This is a genomic window from Neisseria sp. DTU_2021_1001991_1_SI_NGA_ILE_055, assembly GCF_032342915.1.
In the GTDB taxonomy this organism is placed as follows: domain Bacteria; phylum Pseudomonadota; class Gammaproteobacteria; order Burkholderiales; family Neisseriaceae; genus Neisseria.
In genome coordinates this window covers 510,017-527,422 of sequence record NZ_CP135440.1, presented here as the reverse complement: position 1 = coordinate 527,422, position 17,406 = coordinate 510,017, and the positions used below count along the sequence as shown (strand labels likewise).

Here is a 17,406-nt window from a genome sequence, read left to right as displayed (position 1 = left end):
ATTAAGAAAGGATTTTTTATGTTGCCATGTATTGCAGATATTCCTGGTTTTGATGATAGAAGTGTTTGGGGATATGATGAACCGACTAATGAGTTATATATTCAGCTTTATAAAAATGATAGTGATGATGAGGAACCTGACTTTTGGATTATGCAATCCATAGATAATATTGAGTTGTTTTTTATGTCCATCAGTAATGTAACGGGAATTAGTGTTAGTGATGTTTATCTTACACTAGCTGAATTTATACCTGATATGTATGGAAGTTTATCAAATATTTTTGCTAATTATATTCAAGAAGAAATTAACTTTTTCCCTGAAGATACTAAAACTAAATATATAACAAGACATGATGCTAAATTTTATGAAAAGTGTGCCAATTTGTCTAATGTTATTATTTCAAATAAAGCAAGGGAAGCTTTAATGTTGCTGCAATCTGCACATAATTTGGAATTAAGTGCAAATTATAAATAATTAAAAAACTTACCTAGTCCATTGTACATAAAAATCAAAAAAGGTCGTCTGAAAGCCCTAAAAGACCTTTTCAGACGACCTAAAAGCCACCACATGAAAATCAAGGATGTAAAACCATGAACGAACAAGATTTAGATTTGGACAATCTCGACAACCTGCTCGAAGATTTTGACGGCGTTACCGTAGAAGGCGGCGTTGATTCAGAGAATGATGAGGGCTGCGAAGGCGGCGCGTGCAAAATCTAACTCAGACCGTCTGAATATCAGCAAACAAACCATTTACACCATTAAAAACATTAAGGAAACCACATCATGGCATACAGCGATAAAGTAATCGATCACTATGAAAATCCCCGCAATGTCGGTACTTTCGACAAAAATGACGAGTCTGTCGGCACCGGCATGGTCGGCGCGCCCGCTTGCGGCGACGTCATGCGCCTGCAAATCAAAGTGAACGACGAAGGTATCATCGAAGATGCGAAATTTAAAACCTACGGCTGCGGCTCCGCTATCGCTTCTTCCAGCCTGATTACCGAGTGGGTCAAAGGCAAAAGTCTGGATGACGCGCTGGCAATCAAAAACAGCGAAATCGCTGAAGAATTGGAATTGCCACCTGTAAAAATCCACTGCTCCATCTTGGCTGAAGATGCGGTAAAAGCAGCTGTTGCCGACTATCGTAAACGTCAGGAAAACAAATAACCCGATTCGGTTGGTGTTTTGTCGGCAGACGTTCATAGGATTTCTGAAAGTCTTAGAGTTTTCAGGAAAAGCAAACATAACGGTTTGTTTCTCTCTTAAACAGACAGGGTGAATTGAGGGCGCAGAAACTTAATCCTTTTGAAGTTGCCGCCAAATTTGAGGCTGCCTGCCAATCTATCCCCTCTCCCCGTGGGAGAGGGTTAGGGAGATAAGCCGCAGGCTTATATTTAGTCGTTATACCTGCAAAATCAAAGAAGACGATATGCCTTTTACCGATGAAGAAGCCCAATCCCTGCTTGCCGTCAAAGGCATAGGCAAAACCGTATTGCAGCGTTTGCAGCAAATGGGTTTGGATGATGTCGCCACGCTGGCAGCAGCGGATTTGGACAACGTTTTGGAACAGGGCGAAAAATTGACCGGCTCGACCTGTTGGAAAAACAGTCCGCAAGCAAAAGCTGCCATTGCCGCTGCAATAGAGTGGGCAAAACAGCGTTTTCAGACGGCCTGAAAATCAAGAGGCCGTCTGAAATAAAAACTGGCAAACAGAAAATAATTGCGAAATGAGGAAAAAAGTATGATTACCATCACAGAAAACGCAGCCAAATACATCAATAACTACCTGACTAAACGCGGCAAAGGCTTGGGCGTGCGCTTGGGTGTGAAAACCAGCGGCTGCTCAGGTATGGCATACAACCTTGAATTTGTCGATGAAGCGAACGAGGACGACCTGATTTTTGAAGAACACGGCGCGCGCATTTATATCGACCCGAAAAGCTTGGTTTATCTGGACGGCACTCAAGTCGATTACACCAAAGAAGGTTTGCAGGAAGGTTTCAAATTTGAAAACCCGAATGTCAAAGACTCTTGCGGCTGCGGCGAGAGCTTCCACGTTTAAGACATAAAAATGGCGGGACAGTATCAAAACCGTCCCGCCATTTTTTCGCTTCCTGCCTGTTGTAAGCTGCCTTTGCCTTTTCTTTTCCGTTCCACCTTGTGTTGGAACAAATCGGATTTCACTAAGGCTTTTAAAGCATTGTCGCGTATTTTGCCTTTATTGTGTTGTACTTTACTGCTCATATTCAGTCCTTTTGATTAAGAATCAGCGGATTATAAGGCAAAATCAGGTTTCTGCCGAAAATTTCACATTAATTATCCCGCTATGTCTCAATATTTCACACTCTTCCAGCTTGAACCCGCTTTCGATATCGACGCCGAAAACTTGGAGCAAACCTACCGCGCCTTGGCTGCCCGCTTCCATCCTGACAAATTCGCTTCAGCATCCGCCTTCGAGCAAAAACAGGCTGTGATGATGTCGTCCACCATCAACGATGCCTACCGTACCTTAAAAAATCCCATCGACCGCGCTGCGTACCTGTTGAAAATGCAAGGTATTGATGCTGACGCACCTGAACATACTTCTTTCCCTCCGGAATTCCTCATGCAGCAAATGGAATGGCGGGAAACATTAATGGATGCTCAGATGGAACAAAATCATGATGCCGTCCGAGCATTGGATCAAGAAATCCAAAATGCACAAAGCAGCCTATATCAAGACTTGCAACAAGCATTTGAACAGCAGGATTATGAATCGGCTGCACAATGGGTACGGCATGGACGCTTTCTTAATAAGCTTCGCAAAGAAATTGCTTCAATCTTATAAAGCGTATCGCTTTACGCTATACCCAAGTTTTATAGCAAATGACTTTATAAGATACTTTGGATTTATCTCCATTATTTGAATTTATCGCCACTTACATCAAACAAAAACCGTATCAGATTTATCTGATACGGTTTTCTTATATTCACTACGATTAGCGTTTTTTACCGGTAACAGTAGCAACAGCCAGGTTTTCATTACGTTTCAGAGAAACGCTTTCAACACCTTCCGGCAGTTTGATGTCTGACAAGTGCAGAATGTCGCCGGCAACTACTGATGTACAATCCAACTCCAAGAAAGCAGGAATATTTGCAGGCAAAGCAATTACTTCAACAGAAGTGTTCAACAGAGATACGCGACCACCTTGCAGTTTAACAGCTTGAGAGTTTTCAGCATTAACAATGTGCAGAGGAACGCGGATGCGTACAGGTTGATCGGCTTTCACAGCTTGGAAGTCGATGTGTTGAACTTCGCGACGGAATGGGTGCATTTGGAAGTCACGCACGATAACGTCTTTGGTTTCACCGTTCAGAGACAGTTTAATCAAAGCGGTATGGAAAGATTCTTTTTCCAATGCGTAGAATACAGTTTTGTGGTCTACAGCGATAGCAACAGGCTCTTGACCTTCACCGTACAGAATACCAGGGATTTGGCCTTCGCGACGCAGGCGGCGGCTCGCACCAGTGCCTTGGGCTTCGCGTACAGAGGCTTGAATTTCGTAAGTCATGTTTAATACTCCAATTTAGATAAAATCGTCGTCATCGGCCGCGACCAGCTTAAGACGACATGGGGTTATGGCAGCAACATGCTGCCTGTCATCACTTCTTCATTAAAAAGATATGAGACAGATTCTTCATTGCTGATACGGCGTACCGTTTCAGCCAGCAAACCGGCAATAGTTACTTGACGGATGCGTTCACATTTTTTAGCTGCTTCAGACAACGGAATCGTATCTGTTACAACTACTTGGTCAATTTCAGAAGAAGCAATTCGATTCACTGCTTCACCGGAGAATACTGCATGGCTGGCGTATGCCAATACACGATCTGCACCGCGCTCTTTCAGGGCAACGGCTGCTTTACACAAAGTATTTGCCGTATCGATCATATCATCTACGATCAAGCAAGTACGGCCTTGAATGTCGCCAATGATGTTCATCACTTCAGCCACGTTGGCTTTAGGACGGCGTTTATCGATAATGGCCAAATCAGCATTTAAAGATTTAGCAACAGCGCGCGCACGTACAACACCACCGATATCGGGGCTGACGACGGTCAAATTATCAATGCGTTGCTGTTTAATGTCGTTCAACAAAATCGGGGTAGCGTAAATATTATCTACCGGAATATCAAAGAAACCTTGAATTTGGTCGGCATGCAAGTCAACAGTCAACACACGGTCGATACCTGCTGAGTACAACATGTTCGCCACTAATTTAGCGGAAATCGGTACACGGGCAGAGCGTGGACGGCGATCTTGGCGCGCATAGCCAAAGTAAGGAATCGCAGCGGTAATACGACCGGCAGAAGCACGTTTGAGTGCATCGGCCATAGTCAAAACTTCCATCAGGTTGTCATTGGTAGGCGCACAAGTAGGTTGCAAAATAAACACATCGCGACCACGCACATTTTCCAGCAATTCAATGGCCACTTCGCCATCTGAGAATTTGGAAACGGTGGCTTCGCCGAGTGAAATATCCAAATGTTTGACAACGCGTTGCGCCAATTCCGGATTTGCATTACCGGTAAACACCATTAAACTGTCATAAGCAGCCATATCTTCACCTGATTCTAGATTTGATTTACGCTCAGAAAACATTACGCTTCCCTTTGCCCTATGTCCAAGACACTAATTTCGCGATTATACGCGTAAAGACGGGTAAAAAAAAGTTTTTCAGCGTTATTTTGCTCTTAGCGTAAAAAAGCGTGTAAGAAAACTTACACGCTTTTATTTGGCTGGGGAGGAAGGATTCGAACCTTCGCATGCTGGAATCAAAATCCAGTGTCTTAACCGCTTGACGACTCCCCAATAAAGGGTGTTGGCTGGGGAGGAAGGATTCGAACCTTCGCATGCTGGAATCAAAATCCAGTGTCTTAACCGCTTGACGACTCCCCAACTTACTAAATCATATGATATAGCGGATGAATATCTAATCCTTCCACACAATAAGCTTCATATGATTGAGAAACCTGTTGGTAAATTGTATTTGCTTCTTGATGAGATTCGCATGCCATAAATAAGCATGCCCCGGAACCGGTCATTAATGCATGACCATATTGGGATAACTCAACATAAGCCTTCCAAACTTCAGGATATTCCTGAAATACAACCGCCTGCATATCATTTTGAAACGGCTGTAACGATTGGAAAGTCGGCATTATGCTGGGTTTGGAATCCCGTGTCAAGCCTTCATGTGCAAAAATTTTAGCGGTTGCCACATGGACGGGGGGCTTAACGATAACATACCATTGTTTAGGAACATCTATTTCAGCCAGCTTCTCGCCCACGCCTTTGGCAAAAGCACTTCTGCCAAAAATAAAAAAAGGAACATCCGCACCAAGACTTACGCCTAAATCAATGAGTTGCTGCCTGCTCAAGCCGCATTGCCACCATTGGTTTAAAACCATTAAGACCGTGGCTGCATCGGAGCTGCCGCCGCCCAATCCTCCGCCGGTCGGAATCACTTTATCCAACCAGATTTCGACGCCGTGCGGTACGCTTGCATAGGGCAGTAATAATTTAGCCGCCCGATAAGTCAAGTCTTGCTCAGGCTTAAGCCCTTCAACCGGCGTATGTAGAATAATTTGCCCATCGGTACGCATTTTCAGATGAACGGTATCATATAAGCCGATCAAACAGAAAATACTTTCCAAATTATGATAACCATCGCTCCTGCGGCCGGTAATCCTCAAATCCAAATTTAATTTGGCCGGGGCAGGAAAGGCTTGGATTTCCTCTGAAACAGACATGGCATCCTCTATTTGCGTGCTGCGCATCGGGTTTGTCCATTTTTATCTAAAGAGTAGTTTACCGTGTCGAACACCAAGCGGATATTAAACTTGGCATTTTCAAGTTGTAGCGTTTTGGGCTGTCCTGAACTATTTAATGTGCGCGATATCGTCCAGTCGAACTGTTCCAGACGGCCATCAGGCAGGATTTTGTATGGCGCATTGGCAACGCGTTTACCATCTGCCCAAATATGCAGATATTGAACCGGCAAAGCAAAGCCCAAAAGCTGTCTGCTCAATTCCTCAGCTGTTTCCGCCTGATAAACCTTACCCTTACTGTCTACTGCCAATACGCCTTCGCTGTCTTGGCACAGCTGGCCTACGGTACTACCCAACGGTGTATTGACATCAATGGTTTGAACCGCGTTCTGATAAGTCCAGTCGAAATTGGCATAAGAGCCTTTGCCTTCCACTTTGACAGCCAGCCGACCGTCTGCGCTAAAATCCTGCACCTGCTCGGCAGCTTGCCAACTGTTTTGCTGAGGCAAGTTTGGCTGCGCACAGGCAGCCAAAAGCAATAAGGCTGCAACCGATGATAATTGTTTTAAATTCATGGATATTCCTTCATAGGCCGTCTGAAATCAAACGCTTTTCAGACGGCCTTTTGGTTTTATTTGTGTTTTTGAGTATGCGGTTTGCTGGGCGTTATACCAAATTTGGACATTGTTTCTTTCAATACTCGGAGATTGCTTCCGCGTTTCAAGCCGTCATTCCAGATTTCTTTGGCCTTGTCTCGGTCGCCAAGTACCCATAGAACTTCGCCCAAATGCGCGGCGACTTCGGCTTCAGGTTCTTTTTCATAGGCATATTGGATATACGGCAAAGCCATTTGGGCATCGCCTTTAAGATAGTATGCCCAGCCTACACTATCATTAATGGCTGCGCTTTCCGGCTCCATTTGATAGGCCGTCTGAACCATTTTAAACGCTTCTTCCAAATCCTTGCCGTTGGACAACAAGGTATAACCCAAAGCATTCCAACCGTGCGGATTGTCCGGATACAGCTCTACCACACGGCGTAAATCGGCAATCGCCTTGCCTGGCTGATTCAGCTTCTCATACACCATCGAACGCTGATACAACACATTGGCAAGCAACTCCGGAGAAGCTTGAGTTTTCAAGGATTTTTCGGTGGAACTTACCAAGCTGTTCAAAGCGTTCAACGATTCTTGAAGATTGGTATTTTTAGACAATACGAACAAAGCCGTACTCAACAAATCCTTAGCTTCAAAATAACGTCCTCTTTGCTCGGGCATTTTTTGTGCGCGTTGTACCAATGCCCAAGCCTCTTTATGGTTACCCTGTTTGGCTTCGATGGAAGCAGCCAAAATGGTTTTATCAAACGTATAAGCCGTAGCCGTTACCTTATCCAGCCATTGTTTGGCTTTGGCCAATTCTTCAACATCATTATAAGAAACCGCACCAATCAACGCTGCACGGCTGCGCTGCTCTTCCGTACCGGCTTTATAAGCCTTTTCCAGATAGCTGTTTACCGCAGAAATATTTTCCGTCTTGCTGGCGGACAATAAGGCGGCCTGAATATACAAATCAGGGTTGGGATTTTCTTCCAACAAAGTCTGCAAACGCTTAAATGCCTTATCATTTTGGCCATGGGCGATCAAATTGGCGATGTCCAACTCCTGCCAAATCGGAGATAAGGTTTTGGTGTCTGTATCTTTGAAGAAGCCGTCCAGAATATCAGGATGCCGTTGCGCCATCAGACGCAGGGTAACAAAAGTCGGCGGCAGAATTTCGTTGTCCAACTTGGCCAAGCGTTGCAATGCGGCAATGGCATGTTTCTTTTGACCGCCTTTTGCACTAAAAATTGCATCCGCAATCGCCGCTTCTGGAAAGTCTTTATAATTCAATGCCGTTTTATGCACTTGTTTGACCGCATCGCTGGTCAGATTCAGCTGTTGGGCTGCGGTTTGTGCCAAAAGCAGGAACACGCGCTTTTGCTCGTCTTCGCTACCGCCAGCAATCACCTTGTCCAATCCGCTCAAATTCTTATCGGCTTTGCCCAGCAGCAAATTGCGCAACCAAGTCATGCGCTTTTGTGTTTCACCAGGCTCCGGCTCGATTTCGCGCCATTTTTGGTAAATGGCTTCAGCCTGTTCAAATGCGTTTAACGAAACTGCCATTTCCAAAGCGCGTTCGGCCACTTCGGGAGATTTGGTGCGATGCAAAGTCAAAATATAAGTAAACAGCGCAGAAGCCGCATCGCCCTTTTGCAGGGCCAATTCTGAATTTAACAAAGTAAAAACCTGCGATGTGCGGTTTTGTATACCCAACAGACGTATCCGTTCCTGCTCGCGCTCTTCAGGAGAAAAACGGTCGGCGCGGCTTTTCTTTTTGATAATCTTAGCCGATTCAAAAACAGCCTTTGAATCGCCGGGCGCGGCAAAAGTTTGTGTAGCAAACAACATCATGACAGCCGCAGCTGCTACTCGAATACGGGATGGGGAAAACAACATAACTATCCTTTTTGAGAACCTGCCGACATTTTCAGACGGCCTAAGCACTTGCAGAACAGATGCAAAGCTTTATTTATCATTCAGGCATAACTGTAACACACGCACCCTATTTTGTTGACACGGTAACCGTAAACCTTGTGTAATCCTCATCTGCATAAAACAATCAGCGCCAAAGATAAATACCGACCACCTTATCCATTTCCTAACTCAAGCTTCACGCTTCAGCAGCCGTATGCAAGCAGAGCGCAATCAATTAGTTACCACTAAAACGGTCAAAGAAGCAGCCGTTTTGGTCGGCATTGTCTTGCATGAAGGAACGTGGCAAATTTTACTGACCAAAAGGGCCGAGACCTTAAGGCAGCACACAGGACAAATCGCCTTTGCCGGCGGCCGCAAAGATGCCCAAGACGACAGCCTAACGGCAACGGCGTTAAGAGAGGCTTATGAAGAAACCGCCATTCCGATTACTGCATGGCAAACTTTTGCGCCGCTACCCTTTTATGACACGCCTTCCGGCTACCGTGTTACACCTGTTCCGGCAATTTGCGTCCAGCCCGTCAACCCTAAAGCCAACCCCGACGAAGTAGCAGAAATTTTTTATCTGCCTTTGGATTGTGCCTTAAACCTGCAAAACTATACATTCCGTCAACTTCATCACAACAATCAAACCCTCACCCTCCCCGCCCTGCCTTTCCAACACTACGACATCTGGGGGCTGACCGCAATCATCCTATACGGGCTGGCAGAACGTTATCAGCAATATTGCCAAGCTTTTAAATAAGGCAAGGCCGTCTGAAACCAATGTTCAGACGGCCTGATTTAATCCATTCTCTTTACGCGGCTTCTTCGAAATATTCGATACCTTCTCCAAACCATTTCATCTCATTGCGCAAGGCAACCACTTCCCCAATCACCATTAAAGCCGGACGCTCCGCTTCGGCAGCCAGCAAGCCCAAATCTTTCAGACGGCCTGTCCGCACGGTTTGATTCGGTAAAGTCCCATTGGAAATCACAGCGACAGGCGTAGAAGGCTGTCTGCCATAAGCCATCAGTTTTTCCGCAATCTCGGTCGCTTTAAGCGTCCCCATATAAATCACCAATGTTTGGCGACTTAAAGCCAAAGTCTGCCAATCGGGCTGGCTGCCCTCGTGTTTGCTGTGGCCGGTCACAAATAACGCACTTTGCGCACAATCGCGATGGGTTAACGGAATACCGGCATAAGCAGTGGCACCAAGCGCGGCAGTAATGCCCGGCACAATGCGGTAGGCAATTCCGGCCTGATGCAGGGTTTGCACTTCCTCCCCGCCACGCCCGAACACAAACGGATCGCCGCCTTTCAACCTCACTACGCGCTCGCCTTTTTGAGCGTGTTCAACCAATAGACGGTTGGTTTCTTCCTGCTGGACATGATGCGCGCCAGCGCGTTTGCCCACGCTGATTTTCACCGCATCTTTACGCACCATCGCCAAAATCTCATCCGACACCAAAGCATCGTAAAACACGGTATCCGCAGCCTGAATCGCCTGCAAAGCATGTATGGTCAGCAAGCCCGGATCGCCCGGCCCTGCGCCCACCAAAACCACTTCGCCGCCAAACGGCGTTTCCCGGTTTAATTGCGTGATCAATTCGCGTTCTGCTGCCTCAATATTGTTTTGAGCCGCAAAAATACTGAAACGGCTGTCGAACAACTTTTCCCAAAAATAACGGCGGCGTTCGACATGATGAATAGTCTGTTTAACCTTTGTGCGCCATTTTCCGGCAATACGCGCCATCGTGCCCGTATGCAGCGGAATCAATGTTTCAATAATCTGCCGCCATTTCCGCGCCAATACAGGCGCAGTACCGCCACTGGATATGGCTATCTTCAACGGCCCCCTATCCACCACGGCAGGCACGATAAACGAACACAAATCCGCCGTATCCACCGTATTGCACAATTTCGCCCGTCGTTCCGCCGCTTCAAAAACACGGCGGTTAAACACACCGTCATCCGTTGCCGCAATAACGAAATACACCTCGTCCAGCATGGCTTCTTCAAACAAGCCACCCAGCCAAACTATTTTCCCTTCATCCGCCCATTGCTGAAACTGAGGATTCAAAGTTTCCGCAACAACGCGCACGTGCGCTCCGGCAGACAACAGGCTTTCCGCCTTACGCTCGGCAACTTTGCCCGCACCTGCCAGCAAAACAGGGCGGTTTTTCAAATCGGCAAACAAAGGATAATGGCTCATGGTCGTGTTCTTGCTTTATCAATGATTGTCCGCCGATATTAAAGGCCGTCTGAAAAAATAGGAAAGAATGGTTTCTGATTTTCTTATGGTGTTTGGTTATATACCTGCCACAACAAAATAAGTTATAGCGGCAAACACAAAACAGGAGCATAAAATTTCAAAATAAACGACTGGAAAATAGTGTAACGATATAAAAATTCATTTTTTCACAAATAAATTGCGCTCTCTTCATTTTTCAGACGGCCTTTGCCTGCGTATAATATCGGTCTATTTACAATTCAAACGAGCTTAGCCCAGCCATGACCGAATCCATCCGCCTGCCCGCTTCCACACTCAAGCCCTCCACCGTTGCCCTGCCCGGTTCCAAAAGCATCAGCAACCGCACGCTGCTCTTGGCCGCACTCTCCGACAACGTTTGCGAAATCCATTCTTTGCTCAAATCCGACGATACCGACCGAATGCTTGAAGCACTCGACAAACTCGGCGTGCAAATTGAATCTTTACCCGAAGGCCGTCTGAAAGTTCATGGCACCGGCGGCCGTTTTCCCAACCAATCCGCCGATTTGTTTTTAGGCAATGCCGGTACGGCATTCCGCCCCTTGACTGCCGCACTTGCCGTTTTGGGCGGCGACTATCATCTGCATGGTGTACCGCGTATGCACGAACGCCCCATCGGCGATTTAGTGGACGCGTTACGCATTGCAGGCGCGGACGTACAATATCTAGGCAATGAAAACTACCCTCCGCTTCAGATCGGTAAACGCCAAGACAACGGCGAGCGCGTTATTCCGATTAAAGGCAATGTTTCCAGCCAATTCCTGACCGCCCTGCTGATGGCTTTGCCCTTGACCGGACAAGCATTTGAAATCCACATGGTAGGAGAGTTGATTTCCAAACCTTATATCGACATCACGCTCAAGCTGATGGCGCAGTTCGGTGTGGACATCATCAATGAAGACTACCGTGTATTTAAAATCCCGGCCGGTGCCAAATATCATGCGCCCGAACATTTATATGTAGAAGGCGATGCCTCCAGCGCGTCTTACTTCTTGGGTGCAGGCCTGATTGCGGGTACACCCATCCGCGTGACCGGCATCGGCGCACACAGTATTCAAGGCGACGTTGCCTTTGCGCGTGAATTGGAAAAAATCGGCGCAGATGTCATTTGGGGCGAAAATTTTGTAGAAATTTCCCGTCCTGCCGAGCGCAAGATTCAAGCTTTTGATTTGGATGCCAACCATATTCCAGACGCGGCCATGACTCTAGCCATCGTCGCATTGGCCACCAAACAACCCTGCACCCTGCGTAATATCGGCTCATGGCGCGTCAAAGAAACCGACCGTATCGCCGCCATGGCAACCGAACTGCGCAAACTGGGTGCAGAAGTCGTTGAAGAAGCCGAAGCCATCCATATTACACCGCCCGAAACGCTTACCCCCGATGCCGTCATCGATACTTACGACGACCACCGTATGGCCATGTGTTTCTCGCTGGTTTCACTTTTGGGCGTCCCCGTCATCATCAACGACCCGAAATGTACGCATAAAACTTTCCCCGACTATTTCCAAGTTTTTGCATCATTGACCAACTGATTGATTATTCAACATTTCAGACGGCCTGTTGCATACAAAAAACACAGGCCGTCTGAAAAATAAAAATAAAACTATACTTTTTCTTAATTTGTGCGATAATAGCTAAATAAATTCTTAGCGATTCATATTTCCTTTCGGAGAGAAAACATGTCAGACGAAAAAAGCAAAGCCTTAGCCGCAGCTCTTGCCCAAATCGAAAAAAACTTCGGCAAAGGCTCCATCATGAAAATGGACGGCAGCCAACAGGAAGAAAACCTTGATGTTATTTCCACCGGCTCCCTCGGCGTGGACTTGGCGCTCGGCGTCGGCGGTCTGCCCCGCGGCCGTGTGGTTGAAATTTTCGGCCCGGAATCCTCCGGTAAAACCACACTCTGTCTCGAAGCCATTGCCCAATGCCAAAAAAATGGCGGCATCTGCGCATTCATCGATGCCGAGCATGCTTTTGACCCGATTTACGCCCGCAAACTCGGCGTAAAAGTCGAAGAACTCTATCTCTCCCAACCGGATACCGGCGAGCAGGCATTGGAAATCTGCGATACCTTAGTACGCTCCGGCGGTATCGATATGGTCGTTGTCGACTCCGTAGCCGCACTTGTACCTAAAGCCGAGATCGAAGGCGAAATGGGCGACAGCCACGTCGGCCTGCAAGCCCGCCTGATGAGCCAAGCCCTGCGCAAACTGACCGGCCACATCAAACGCACCAATACACTGGTCGTCTTCATCAACCAAATCCGTATGAAAATCGGTGTGATGTTCGGCAGCCCTGAAACCACAACCGGCGGTAACGCGCTCAAATTCTATGCCTCCGTCCGCCTCGACATCCGCCGTACCGGTCAGATTAAAAAAGGCGATGATGTGATTGGTAACGAAACCAAAGTCAAAGTCATCAAAAACAAAGTTGCACCTCCGTTCCGTCAAGCCGAATTCGATATTCTTTACGGTGAAGGCATCAGCTGGGAAGGCGAATTGATCGACTTGGGCGTTAAACATGACATCGTTGAAAAATCAGGCGCATGGTACAGCTACAACGGCGCAAAAATCGGCCAAGGTAAAGACAATGTACGCGTTTGGCTGAAAGAAAACCCTGATATCGCCAACGAAATCGACGCCAAAATCCGTGCAGCAGTCGGTATCAATGTCGATATTACCGAAGGCAAATTGGACGATACCGACGGCGAACGTCCCGAGGAATAAATCTGTTTGAAATAAAAGGTCAAAAAAGACCAAATAAAGGCCGTCTGAAATCTGACCATTAATCGGATTTCAGACGGCCTTTTATTTAATATAGTTTAAAGCCCTAATGCCTGAGCGTGAAACTCAATATGCGAATCGATAAAGCTGGCAATAAAGAAATAATCATGGCCATAGCCCGGACGGACTTTATATTGGATAGCGAAACCTTTTTCTCGTGCTGAGCGGACAAATCCTTCGGGTTGCAGGACTTCAGGGTACAAAGTATCTTCACTACCGACATCAATCAAAACAGGCAATTTATGCGAGGCCGTCTGAAGCAGTTCTGTACTGTCATAGCGTTTCCATGTTTCTACGTTTTGACCCAAATAAGCTGAAAACGCCTGCCTGCCGCCTTCCGTATCGATGGGATGACATAAAGGCGCAAAGGCTGAAACCGCAGCATATCGACCGGGATGATTCAAAGCCAACTGCAGCGCGCCATGCCCGCCCATGCTGAAACCTGCAATGCTGCGCTCTTTCGTTACCGGGAAATGATGCTCGATCAAATCAGGCAATTCTTGGCTGATATAGCTTTCCATTTGGTAATGCTGCGCCCAAGGTGCTTCAGTTGCATTGACATAAAATCCGGCGCCCTGTCCAAGATAATGTTCTTCACTATCGGCAACATGCTGACCGCGTGGCGAGGTATCCGGAAAAACCACAATAATATTCCATTGCGCCGCAAAACGTTGGATTCCGCTTTGCCGAACCAATTCAGAACCATCGCTATTTAAGCCGGAAAGGAAATATAAAACAGGAGCTGGATAGCCTTTTAAGACTTGTGGCGGCAGATAGATATCAAATACCATATCCGTCCGGCAGGTTTGAGAAAAATGGCGGTAGCGTTCCTGATACCCGTTAAACATCTTTCTGCGTTCCAGCAAATGCAATTCTGAATTTTTCATTTTATTCCTTGTAAGGAAACAACAATAAGCAGAATGTTAGCGCAAAACCCGCCCATCGTGTTGTTGCCCCATCTTTTTAAGGCGACCAAATCCGCTTTAATCAAGGCTTGCCAATCATGCGAAATCATTACGCCGACAGCATTTAAAATCTATACACAATCTCTGTGGATAAATCTGTTGATAAGCTTTGGGTAATCGTAAAATTTTCTTTAGGAACAAACCAAGTCTTAAACTGACTAAAATTTAATCAAATAAAATTCAATAAAATCAAATAGTTATATTTATAAGATTTTACTATAATCATACAGTGAAAATTTATAGGTAAAACAAGGTTATGCGACTTTGTGTATAAATTAGGGTTGACATCCCTAAAAATCGCCCCGAATCAAAAGCTGTGTAAAACAACGGCCGATTTCATCAGATGCCATTCAAAAGACACGCGGCCATACATTTTGCGTTACAATACGCACTTATTTTTAAGAAAGAAAAATACGCCATGAAAGCCTCCCAGTTCTTCATTTCTACCCTTAAAGAAGCTCCTGCCGAAGCCGCACTTGCCAGCCACAAGCTGATGATTCGCGCCGGTTTGATCAAAGCCAACGCATCCGGTCTTTATACTTGGATGCCGATGGGTCTGCGCGTATTGCGCAAAGTTGAAAATATCGTGCGCGAAGAAATGGCCCGCGCAGGTAGCGTGGAGCTGCTGATGCCGGTGGTACAACCTGCCGAGCTATGGCAGGAATCCGGCCGCTGGGAGTTTTACGGTAAAGAACTGCTGCGCCTGAAAGACCGTCATGACCGCAATTTCTGCATGGGTCCGACCTGTGAGGAAGTCATCGCCGACATCGTACGCAAAGAAGTCAACAGCTACAAACAACTGCCGAAAAACTTTTACCACATCCAAACCAAATTCCGCGATGAAGTACGTCCGCGCTTCGGTGTGATGCGTGCGCGCGAATTCGTCATGAAAGACGCTTATTCCTTCCATGCCGACTATGCCTCGCTTCAGACGACCTATCAGGATATGTACGACGCTTACTGCCGTATCTTTACCCGTCTGGGTTTGGAATTCCGCCCCGTCGCCGCAGATACCGGCAGCATCGGCGGCACCGGCTCTCACGAATTCCAAGTATTGGCTGAAAGCGGCGAAGACGTTATCGCATACAGCGATACTTCCGATTACGCCGCCAATATCGAGCTGGCACCTACCTTGCCGCTTAAAGGCGAACGCGCTGCTGCTCAAGCTGAGTTGACCAAAGTACATACGCCAAATGTCAAAACTATTGAGTCTTTGGTTGAATTCCTCAATATTCCGGTTGAACAAACCCTTAAATCCATCGTAGTCGAAGGCGAAAACGAAGGCGAACTCATTCTACTGCTGTTGCGTGGCGACCATGAATTTAACGATATTAAGGCGGAAAAACTGGCCGGCGTGAAATCGCCACTGACCATGGCAAGCCCTGCCGCGATTGTTGAACAGTTCGGCGCAAACGGCGGCTCTCTCGGCCCTGTCGGCTTCAAAGGCAAAGTCTATGCCGATTTCGCCACCGAAAAAGGCGCAGATTGGGTTATCGGCGCGAACGAAGACGACTACCACTATACCGGCTTCAACTTCGGCCGCGATGCTGCCGAGCCTGAATTTGTCGATTTACGCAATGTCATCGAAGGCGACATCAGTCCTGACGAACAAGGCCGTCTGAAACTGGCGCGCGGTATTGAAGTCGGCCACGTTTTCCAATTACGCGACAAATATACCCAAGCCATGAACGTCAGCTTCTTGGATAACAACGGCAAATCCCAAATCATGGAAATGGGCTGCTACGGTATCGGTATTACCCGCGTTGTGGCCGCCGCTATCGAGCAAAACAACGACGAAAAAGGCATTGTTTGGACCAAAGCAATGGCGCCGTTTGAAGTCGTTATCGTGCCGATGAACTACAAAAAATCAGAAGCTGTACGCGAAGCCGCCGACAAAATCTATGCTGAGCTTCTGGCCGCAGGCGCGGATGTATTGTTGGATGACCGCGACGAACGTGCAGGCGTGTTGCTGAATGACTCCGAGCTGTTGGGTATTCCTCACCGCATCGTTATCGGCGATCGCGCCTTAAAAGAAGGCAATGTCGAATATGCCGAGCGCCGTGACAATCAGGCTCAAGCCGTTGCAGTATCAGAAGTTGTCGCCAAGGTTTTGGCCGCATTGAACGCTTAAGTCTTTTTCAATCATGAAAAGACCGTCTGAAACTGATTATTTCGTTTCAGACGGCCTTTTTCTGTTTTAATAAATAATATTTTTTCCGTAACTCTCTAATATTTCTTTGATTTTCAAAATGGTTTCTTTAGGCGGCGGATGTACGCCTGTTAATTTGTATTCGTCGCCGCACAAAGCCCATTTGTGTGCACCCAATTCGTGATACGGCAAAAGCTCGACCATTTCGACATTATCCATATCACCGATAAACTCGCCCAATAAATGCGCCGACCGCTCATCATCGGTATAACCGGGAACAACCACATAACGCACCCGTGTCGGCTGATTGCGTTCGGCAAGATAGCGCGCGAATTTCAGCGTTTTGGTATTGGGAATACCGACGAGCACTTTATGAATTTCAGGATCGATTTGTTTCAAGTCGAGCATGACCAAATTGGTATGATCGAGCAAATCATCCAAAATCGAATCATAGTGCAAAGCATAGCCATTGCTGTCGAGACAGGTATGGATATCGTGTTCCCGACAGGCCGTAAACCAGTCGCGTACAAACTCATATTGCAATAATGGCTCGCCGCCGGTTGCCGTTACGCCTCCGCCTGTCGCACGCAGATAATGGCGATAGGTCATGACCTGCTTCATCACGGTTGCCACATCCAATTCCTGCGCCTGCTCGGTATGCAAATCCCAAGTATCGCGATTATGGCAATAAAGGCAACGCATCAGACAACCTTGCAAAAAGAGCACGTAGCGCAAACCCGGACCATCGACAGCGCCGCAAGATTCAATCGAATGAATAATGCCTTTGCCGTTATAGTGGCGGTGGCCAAGGTTTTTCAGTTCCAGCTCAGGAGTGATCGCAAAAGTCGTGGACATAGTGTTCGGCTCAAAATGTTTTTGCTTATATGGATTGTACGATAATAAAGGCC

At 46.9% G+C, this 17,406-nt stretch carries 18 protein-coding genes, 2 tRNA genes and 1 pseudogene; 10 read left to right on the top strand and 11 right to left on the bottom strand.

All coding sequences use genetic code 11. From position 1 onward, the window contains the following. Window positions 1-18 precede the first annotated feature (18 nt). The 5 genes from RRV97_RS02510 (at window position 19) to iscA (ending at window position 2,067) form a co-directional block, all read left to right on the top strand. A complete protein-coding gene (locus RRV97_RS02510; RefSeq protein WP_315611866.1) occupies window positions 19-474 on the top strand; it encodes a hypothetical protein in 456 nt (151 codons plus the stop codon). A 116-nt stretch (window positions 475-590) separates the two neighbouring features. Beyond that, window positions 591-719 carry a hypothetical protein gene (locus RRV97_RS02505; protein ID WP_003685711.1) on the top strand — a complete coding sequence of 43 codons (129 nt, stop codon included), beginning with the start codon at window positions 591-593 and terminating at the stop codon, window positions 717-719. Between the two features lie 66 nt (window positions 720-785). Continuing rightward, window positions 786-1,172: a Fe-S cluster assembly scaffold IscU gene (gene iscU, locus RRV97_RS02500; RefSeq protein WP_003674559.1), complete on the top strand. Its 387-nt coding sequence runs from the start codon at window positions 786-788 to the stop codon at window positions 1,170-1,172. A 262-nt stretch (window positions 1,173-1,434) separates the two neighbouring features. Next, complete coding sequence (locus RRV97_RS02495) at window positions 1,435-1,680, top strand: recombinase RecA (protein WP_070849877.1); 246 nt, start codon at window positions 1,435-1,437, stop codon at window positions 1,678-1,680. A gap of 66 nt (window positions 1,681-1,746) precedes the next feature. After that, window positions 1,747-2,067, top strand: coding sequence for an iron-sulfur cluster assembly protein IscA (iscA, locus tag RRV97_RS02490; protein ID WP_003680782.1), 321 nt, complete (start codon window positions 1,747-1,749; stop codon window positions 2,065-2,067). Here the strand turns inward: iscA and RRV97_RS02485 are convergent. Next, a pseudogene (locus tag RRV97_RS02485) lies at window positions 2,027-2,249 on the bottom strand (alternative ribosome-rescue factor A). The gene iscA and the pseudogene RRV97_RS02485 overlap by 41 nt on opposite strands. Before the next feature lie 82 nt (window positions 2,250-2,331). On the opposite strand from RRV97_RS02485, the gene hscB reads away from it, so the two are divergent. Then, the gene (gene hscB / locus RRV97_RS02480; protein ID WP_315611865.1) at window positions 2,332-2,832 is read left to right on the top strand and encodes a Fe-S protein assembly co-chaperone HscB; all 501 of its coding nucleotides are present in this window, start codon (window positions 2,332-2,334) and stop codon (window positions 2,830-2,832) included. Window positions 2,833-2,983: 151 nt separating this feature from the next. Here hscB and RRV97_RS02475 read toward each other — a convergent pair whose 3' ends face one another. The 7 genes from RRV97_RS02475 to RRV97_RS02445 form a co-directional block, all read right to left on the bottom strand. Next, window positions 2,984-3,556: a 50S ribosomal protein L25/general stress protein Ctc gene (locus tag RRV97_RS02475; RefSeq protein ID WP_049349632.1), complete on the bottom strand. Its 573-nt coding sequence runs from the start codon at window positions 3,554-3,556 to the stop codon at window positions 2,984-2,986. A 65-nt stretch (window positions 3,557-3,621) separates the two neighbouring features. Then, window positions 3,622-4,605, bottom strand: a complete 984-nt coding sequence (locus tag RRV97_RS02470; RefSeq protein WP_107831933.1) for a ribose-phosphate pyrophosphokinase — start codon at window positions 4,603-4,605, stop codon at window positions 3,622-3,624. A 176-nt stretch (window positions 4,606-4,781) separates the two neighbouring features. Then, window positions 4,782-4,857: transfer RNA gene (locus RRV97_RS02465), tRNA-Gln, on the bottom strand. A gap of 11 nt (window positions 4,858-4,868) precedes the next feature. Next, window positions 4,869-4,944 (bottom strand) — tRNA-Gln (locus RRV97_RS02460). 5 nt (window positions 4,945-4,949) lie between these two features. After that, entirely contained in the window at window positions 4,950-5,798 is an 849-nt protein-coding gene (gene ispE, locus RRV97_RS02455; protein ID WP_315612226.1) for a 4-(cytidine 5'-diphospho)-2-C-methyl-D-erythritol kinase, read from the bottom strand. 8 nt (window positions 5,799-5,806) lie between these two features. Next, the gene (lolB, locus tag RRV97_RS02450; RefSeq protein WP_315611864.1) at window positions 5,807-6,391 is read right to left on the bottom strand and encodes a lipoprotein insertase outer membrane protein LolB; all 585 of its coding nucleotides are present in this window, start codon (window positions 6,389-6,391) and stop codon (window positions 5,807-5,809) included. A gap of 56 nt (window positions 6,392-6,447) precedes the next feature. Next, complete coding sequence (locus tag RRV97_RS02445; protein WP_315611863.1) at window positions 6,448-8,310, bottom strand: tetratricopeptide repeat protein; 1,863 nt, start codon at window positions 8,308-8,310, stop codon at window positions 6,448-6,450. Between the two features lie 175 nt (window positions 8,311-8,485). On the opposite strand from RRV97_RS02445, the gene RRV97_RS02440 reads away from it, so the two are divergent. After that, complete coding sequence (locus tag RRV97_RS02440; RefSeq protein WP_315612225.1) at window positions 8,486-9,091, top strand: CoA pyrophosphatase; 606 nt, start codon at window positions 8,486-8,488, stop codon at window positions 9,089-9,091. Between the two features lie 52 nt (window positions 9,092-9,143). Here RRV97_RS02440 and cysG read toward each other — a convergent pair whose 3' ends face one another. Further along, a complete protein-coding gene (cysG, locus tag RRV97_RS02435; protein ID WP_315611862.1) occupies window positions 9,144-10,541 on the bottom strand; it encodes a siroheme synthase CysG in 1,398 nt (465 codons plus the stop codon). A gap of 299 nt (window positions 10,542-10,840) precedes the next feature. Between cysG and aroA the strand changes: the two genes are divergently transcribed. Both aroA and recA read left to right on the top strand, forming a co-directional pair. After that, window positions 10,841-12,133 (top strand): 3-phosphoshikimate 1-carboxyvinyltransferase, encoded by a 1,293-nt coding sequence (gene aroA, locus RRV97_RS02430; protein WP_315611861.1) that lies wholly within the window; start codon window positions 10,841-10,843, stop codon window positions 12,131-12,133. Between the two features lie 147 nt (window positions 12,134-12,280). Beyond that, the gene (gene recA, locus RRV97_RS02425; protein WP_003680794.1) at window positions 12,281-13,327 is read left to right on the top strand and encodes a recombinase RecA; all 1,047 of its coding nucleotides are present in this window, start codon (window positions 12,281-12,283) and stop codon (window positions 13,325-13,327) included. Window positions 13,328-13,422: 95 nt separating this feature from the next. On the opposite strand, the gene fghA is transcribed toward recA, so the two are convergent. Continuing rightward, window positions 13,423-14,271, bottom strand: a complete 849-nt coding sequence (fghA, locus tag RRV97_RS02420; protein WP_315611860.1) for an S-formylglutathione hydrolase — start codon at window positions 14,269-14,271, stop codon at window positions 13,423-13,425. 496 nt (window positions 14,272-14,767) lie between these two features. Between fghA and RRV97_RS02415 the strand changes: the two genes are divergently transcribed. Further along, window positions 14,768-16,480 carry a proline--tRNA ligase gene (locus tag RRV97_RS02415; protein WP_315611859.1) on the top strand — a complete coding sequence of 571 codons (1,713 nt, stop codon included), beginning with the start codon at window positions 14,768-14,770 and terminating at the stop codon, window positions 16,478-16,480. A gap of 66 nt (window positions 16,481-16,546) precedes the next feature. On the opposite strand, the gene pflA is transcribed toward RRV97_RS02415, so the two are convergent. Next, the gene (gene pflA, locus RRV97_RS02410; protein WP_315611858.1) at window positions 16,547-17,353 is read right to left on the bottom strand and encodes a pyruvate formate lyase 1-activating protein; all 807 of its coding nucleotides are present in this window, start codon (window positions 17,351-17,353) and stop codon (window positions 16,547-16,549) included. Window positions 17,354-17,406: the final 53 nt, after the last annotated feature.

What these genes read in the sequence shown, in the direction of transcription:
- hscB (WP_315611865.1), top strand. Translation starts at nt 2,332, where the DNA reads ATGTCTCAATATTTCACACTCTTCCAGCTTGAACCCGCTTTCGATATC.
- fghA (WP_315611860.1), bottom strand. Translation starts at nt 14,271, where the DNA reads ATGAAAAATTCAGAATTGCATTTGCTGGAACGCAGAAAGATGTTTAAC.
- RRV97_RS02505 (WP_003685711.1), top strand. Translation starts at nt 591, where the DNA reads ATGAACGAACAAGATTTAGATTTGGACAATCTCGACAACCTGCTCGAA.
- iscU (WP_003674559.1), top strand. Translation starts at nt 786, where the DNA reads ATGGCATACAGCGATAAAGTAATCGATCACTATGAAAATCCCCGCAAT.
- recA (WP_003680794.1), top strand. Translation starts at nt 12,281, where the DNA reads ATGTCAGACGAAAAAAGCAAAGCCTTAGCCGCAGCTCTTGCCCAAATC.
- RRV97_RS02510 (WP_315611866.1), top strand. Translation starts at nt 19, where the DNA reads ATGTTGCCATGTATTGCAGATATTCCTGGTTTTGATGATAGAAGTGTT.
- RRV97_RS02415 (WP_315611859.1), top strand. Translation starts at nt 14,768, where the DNA reads ATGAAAGCCTCCCAGTTCTTCATTTCTACCCTTAAAGAAGCTCCTGCC.
- iscA (WP_003680782.1), top strand. Translation starts at nt 1,747, where the DNA reads ATGATTACCATCACAGAAAACGCAGCCAAATACATCAATAACTACCTG.
- RRV97_RS02445 (WP_315611863.1), bottom strand. Translation starts at nt 8,310, where the DNA reads ATGTTGTTTTCCCCATCCCGTATTCGAGTAGCAGCTGCGGCTGTCATG.
- RRV97_RS02470 (WP_107831933.1), bottom strand. Translation starts at nt 4,605, where the DNA reads ATGGCTGCTTATGACAGTTTAATGGTGTTTACCGGTAATGCAAATCCG.
- cysG (WP_315611862.1), bottom strand. Translation starts at nt 10,541, where the DNA reads ATGAGCCATTATCCTTTGTTTGCCGATTTGAAAAACCGCCCTGTTTTG.
- aroA (WP_315611861.1), top strand. Translation starts at nt 10,841, where the DNA reads ATGACCGAATCCATCCGCCTGCCCGCTTCCACACTCAAGCCCTCCACC.
- ispE (WP_315612226.1), bottom strand. Translation starts at nt 5,798, where the DNA reads ATGTCTGTTTCAGAGGAAATCCAAGCCTTTCCTGCCCCGGCCAAATTA.
- pflA (WP_315611858.1), bottom strand. Translation starts at nt 17,353, where the DNA reads ATGTCCACGACTTTTGCGATCACTCCTGAGCTGGAACTGAAAAACCTT.
- RRV97_RS02475 (WP_049349632.1), bottom strand. Translation starts at nt 3,556, where the DNA reads ATGACTTACGAAATTCAAGCCTCTGTACGCGAAGCCCAAGGCACTGGT.
- RRV97_RS02495 (WP_070849877.1), top strand. Translation starts at nt 1,435, where the DNA reads ATGCCTTTTACCGATGAAGAAGCCCAATCCCTGCTTGCCGTCAAAGGC.
- lolB (WP_315611864.1), bottom strand. Translation starts at nt 6,391, where the DNA reads ATGAATTTAAAACAATTATCATCGGTTGCAGCCTTATTGCTTTTGGCT.